The organism is Gemmatimonadota bacterium (genome assembly GCA_009835325.1).
In the GTDB taxonomy this organism is placed as follows: domain Bacteria; phylum JAAXHH01; class JAAXHH01; order JAAXHH01; family JAAXHH01; genus JAAXHH01.
This window is the reverse complement of record VXWP01000092.1, coordinates 25,542-30,232: the sequence shown is the minus strand read 5'-3', so window position 1 is coordinate 30,232 and position 4,691 is coordinate 25,542. Positions and strand designations below refer to the sequence as shown.

Genomic DNA, 4,691 nt, shown 5'->3' with positions numbered 1-4,691 from the left:
CGCGCCAAGCACGAAGAGGAGGAGTTGACGGTCGGCGGATCTGATCCAGGAAAGCAAGGGGGGCTCCGGTCTAGGGCAGATCGAACTTCTTCAGTTCGTCCCGTATTTCGGCGGCCCTTTCGAACTGCTCGTTCTCGACGGCCTCCGTCAGTTCCGCCCTCAACTGGTCCTCCTCGGAACGGGGCTGTTGTTTTCTGATCTCGTCGGCCATGTCCCTTAAGACTTTCAGTTCCTGGCTTTCATTGACCAGGTCGTCCCGGTCGTAGGATCGGAAGAAAGTCTCTATTTCCTCTATGCCTTCTTCAATATGGCCCAGGGCCTTGTCGATATCGCCCGAATCCGTGGCGATCAGGCTTCGCGCCCGGGTGCGGTGCATGATGACGAAGGGCCGGTACTGCTCGAGGGACAGGCGGTCATCGTCGTTTTCGGCATGGGTCCGTACGATTTCCATGATCTGCAGGTTGTGCTCGGCGTCACGGCAGGCTTCGTGGTAGGATTCCAGTTCGAACATGCAGATGCGCCGGTAGTAATACTGCAGCGATTCCGTTTGAAGGTTCACGCAGTCCTCGTGGGAGAGACTGAGCTGCGCGTCCGGGCCCTTGTCCACCTTCTTCTGCTCCAGTTGCTCTATAAAGTGATCCAGCAGGGAGGCCTTCCCGTGGGGCCTCTGGCCGTCCGGCCGGTTTGACCACTCCATCTGCAGGATGCCGAGGTCCACACGCATCTGGATCCTCGTCCGGCCGTCCTCTCCCTTGATCTTGCGCACGATGAGCTTGTCGGGCCCCGTGTAGGCCCATTCATCGAGTAATCTGCTGATGTCTGGATTCATGTGCCTGGCTCCCGTCTTTAAAATGTGAGGTGCCGAGGGAGGTGGATTCAGACCGAATCAGAATGCGCTGGTCAGCCTGGTCTACCCGTTCAGCCCGGTCAGCCCGGACAATGCGCCGACCAGGGTCAGCAGTCCGATTCCCCAGCAATAGTACGAAAACCTGGACAGATTGCCGGCAACAACAATGCGAAGGAGCAGCTTGAGCGCGATGTAACCGCTCACGGCCGCCGTGAGGGTTCCCACCGCTACCGCGGTCCACTGATCCGAGGGAATGCCGCCCGAATCTCCTGCCTGGACGGCAACCGCTCCCAGTATGGCGGGCACTGCCAATAGAAAAGAGTAACGCGCCGCCAGCCGCCGGTCAAGTCCCAACAGCAGAGCGATGGAAATGGTCGTTCCGGACCGCGAGATCCCGGGAATCAGCGCCAGCGCCTGGCCCAGGCCGATCAGCAGGGCGTCGAGCCAGGTCGTCCTGTGCAGGTCCCGGCCCGCACGGCCCTGCTGGCCGGAGAAACGGGACAACCACAGTATGGTTCCGGTGACCAGGAACGCGCAGCCGACATAGGCCGGTGCGGAAAACAGGCGCTCCAGTTCGTCTTTCCATCCCAGGCCGAAGATCGCGGCCGGAACCGTGCCCACGGCGAGCAGGATCAGAAGGCGAAGCGCTCCCCGATCCTCATTGGCATGGCCGGTTGCCGCGCGCCAGGCACCCGAGACCAGCAAGGCGATATCCGATCGGAACACGATCAGGACGGCGATCAGCGTCCCAAGGTGAACCATGACGTCGAAGAGCAACTGGGTTTCACCCGGTCCGCCTGGTCCGCCTGGTCCGCCTGGTCCGAACAGCCACTGGAACACCACGAGATGGCCGGAACTGCTGATCGGCAGGAATTCCGTGACGCCCTGCAGGAATCCGAGAATCAACGCGTGGTGAAGTGGAATGGGTCACGCTCCCGGGGCTGGCCTGTTCGAGAAGACCGACACGGGGCCATCCCTGCTCAGGAAGGCTGGCGCCTGGGTCTTCTCGAATACCGCCTGCGCGGCTTGCGGCCCTGCGTGCGCCCGCTTCCCGATTCGGGCTGGACCTTGTCCCTGGTCTCGGCCTTGGCCGGCGGCGGCTTCGGACTGGAGGCAAAACAGGATCTCACGGCCTGCCAGAACAGAATCAGGGGCAGGGACGGCAGCGCCGCATAGGCCAGGACCGGGGCGCGCATGAACCAGAGTCTGAAAACCACGAAAATCGCAAGACTGGCGATCAGCGCGATCCAGCCCAGGGCGATGGCCGAAGCGACGCCATTCAGGTACACGGCGAGGCCGAAGAACAGCAGCGCCGAGAGCAGCGTCGTGTTAAACGAGGGCATGAAGAGGTTGAAACCGCCGATTACCTGTGCCGCGCTGCGCCATTTCAGGCCATCCATGATCAGGGGCACTCCGTCGGTGCGGGCGAGCTTCCACCTGGATCTCAGGCGGTCGAACGTGGAGCGTTCGGGTTTTAAGGCTCGGGTACGGTCGTATACCCATGCCTGGTCGGTATACTGGATGACCACGTCGTGGCGCAGCAGCCTGGTTTGAAATCCCAGCGCGTTGTCCAGCCGGGGCCTATTCACGCCGTGTTTTTCTACCAGCCGCCGGGAGACGCACAGTCCGGTGCGATGGATACCCCCGGCCAGACGGAGATTCAACGGCCAGTTCGTAAGCCAGCAGGGCTTCAATGCGCTTAGCAGGGCCCTGCTCGCCGTATTCCAGGTCCACTTTCTGCCCGTTACGCTGTAACCGGACTGGACGGCCAGTGCGCCCCGGGACAGCTTGTCGCTCATCACGGCCAGGAAGTTGGCGGAAATCCTGGAACGGACGTCGAGGATGACATAGGCGTCATAGCGGTCTTTCGCGGAAAGCCGTTCCAGCACGCCGTGGACCGCATCGTCCGCGTCGGCCCAGCGCTGCTTCCCGGGTCCATAGACGACCGCCCCCTTGCGCCGCGCGATGGTCGGCGTCTGATCCGTGCAGTTTACCGGAGCGACGATCACGTCGAACATGCTCCGCGGATACTTGTTACGGCGCAGATGTTCCACGGTCCTGCCGATCGTGCCTTCGTCGTTCCTCACCGGCACTACCAGGGCGAAGACGTGGCGGGGAAAGATCAGCGGTACCTTGCCGCTTCCGCGGATCCGGCCGATGAAGCTCAACAGGAATCCATAGGCCACGAGAACGACCGATCCGGCCAGGACGACCGACTCGAGCAGCGACAGGTACGTCAAGTCTTACACTCCATGTGTGTGCTGGACCTTTTCAAGTTCGATATCGATTCAAGCCTGGTATCGTTCATCGTACTGCTTCTTGTAATACGACCTGAAACCGCTTTCGTTCCGGATCTCCCGCCACCACTGCGGGTGGTCCACGTACCACTGCACCGTCCTGTCCAGCAGCGCGTCGAAGTCGAGCGACGGGCGCCATCCCAGGGCACGGATGCGGCCGCAGTCCAGGGCGTACCGCAGATCATGCCCGCTCCGGTCCGGGACGAACTCGCGCAGGTCCGCCGGCCGGTCGAGGATTTCCAGGACACGGGCGGCCAGATCCCGACCATTGACTTCGCGGTTCGTGCCCACGTTGTACGCGTTCCCCGGTTCGCCGGACCTGAGCACCATGTCGATGGCGGAACAGTGGTCTTCCACGTACAGGTAATTGCGTACCGCGCTTCCGTCGCCGTACACCGGCAGCGGCTTGTACTCCAGGGCGTTCGTGATGAACAGCGGCAGGACCTTCTCCGGGTACTGGTAGGGTCCGACGGTGTTCCCGCCCCGCGTGATCAGCACGGGCATGCCGTAGGTGGTGAAGTAGGATTGGACGAGCAGATCCGCGGCCGCCTTGCTCGCGGCATAGGGACTTCGGGGCGCGAAGGCGTCGCTCTCCTCCGAGAAACCAACCGGTACGTGGCCGTACACTTCGTCGGTGGACACCTGCAGAAAGCGCTTCACTTCCAGGCGCCGCGCCGCTTCGAGCAGGACGTAGACCCCGTTGTAATTGGTTTCGATGAAGGAGGACGGGTCGAGGATGGACCGGTCGACATGGGATTCGGCCGCGAAGTTGACGACCGTGTCGACCCCGCGCATCGCGTCGTCGACCGTGTCCCTGTCCCGGATATCCCCGTGAATGAACCGGAACCGGTCCGTACCCACGCAGTCGTCGATATTGGCCAGACTGCCGGCGTAGGTCAGCGCATCGAGCACCACGACCTGCGTCTCGGGACGGTGTTTCAGTGCGTATCGAACGAAGTTACTGCCGATGAACCCGGCTCCACCGGTAACCAGCATGGCATCCATAGAAAGCCTGGCTCCTCAGGATTTGATCCGTCCATCGTCCGAATAGCCGCGGTTTTCCCAGTATCCCTTGTGGTTCTTGCGGGTGACTTCGATCCGGGTAATCCACTTGACCTGCTTGTATCCATACATGCCGGGCATGACCAGGCGCACGGGCGAGCCATGCTTGGCCCACAGCGGCTCGTGGTTCATCTCGAGGGCCAGCATGCTGCTCTTCTTCATCGCCTCGCCCACGGGGACGCTGCTCTCATATTCGTCCGCCCCGTAGAAAATGACGTCACGGGCCTCCGGATCCATGCCCGCCTTTTCGAGCAGGTCGCGCAGCCGCACGCCGACCCACCGGGCTCTTCCCTGGGCGCCGCCGACGCAACGCAGGACGCTCTCCAGCGTGACCTGCGGCCACTCGTGCAATTCGTCGTATCCGAGTGCGTATGGATTCGAAACGGCGCCTTCAATCTCGAGCCGTTCCTTTTCGACGTCGATTTTCGGTGGAAAGGAGACAATGGCTACGGCGAAGAACCTGCGCAGGGGAGTCAGCCCTTCTT

The 4,691-nt window shown here is 62.1% G+C and carries 4 protein-coding genes and 1 pseudogene (1 of these 5 only partly in view); all 5 read right to left on the bottom strand.

Annotated elements, in window-relative coordinates; translation table 11 throughout:
- Positions 1–70: 70 nt before the first annotated feature.
- Positions 71–829 carry a hypothetical protein gene (locus F4Z81_13270; GenBank protein ID MXW06018.1) on the bottom strand — a complete coding sequence of 253 codons (759 nt, stop codon included), beginning with the start codon at positions 827–829 and terminating at the stop codon, positions 71–73.
- 81 nt (positions 830–910) lie between these two features.
- Entirely contained in the window at positions 911–1,771 is an 861-nt protein-coding gene (locus tag F4Z81_13265; protein ID MXW06017.1) for an undecaprenyl-diphosphate phosphatase, read from the bottom strand.
- Positions 1,772–1,827: 56 nt separating this feature from the next.
- Positions 1,828–3,087 (bottom strand): glycosyltransferase family 2 protein, encoded by a 1,260-nt coding sequence (locus F4Z81_13260; GenBank protein ID MXW06016.1) that lies wholly within the window; start codon positions 3,085–3,087, stop codon positions 1,828–1,830.
- Positions 3,088–3,135: 48 nt separating this feature from the next.
- Entirely contained in the window at positions 3,136–4,149 is a 1,014-nt protein-coding gene (gene rfbB / locus F4Z81_13255) for a dTDP-glucose 4,6-dehydratase (GenBank protein ID MXW06015.1), read from the bottom strand.
- 15 nt (positions 4,150–4,164) lie between these two features.
- A pseudogene (locus F4Z81_13250) lies at positions 4,165–4,691 on the bottom strand (molybdopterin-dependent oxidoreductase); it runs 106 nt beyond the window's last position.

What these genes read in the sequence shown, in the direction of transcription:
- rfbB (MXW06015.1), bottom strand. Translation starts at nt 4,149, where the DNA reads ATGGATGCCATGCTGGTTACCGGTGGAGCCGGGTTCATCGGCAGTAAC.
- F4Z81_13270 (MXW06018.1), bottom strand. Translation starts at nt 829, where the DNA reads ATGAATCCAGACATCAGCAGATTACTCGATGAATGGGCCTACACGGGG.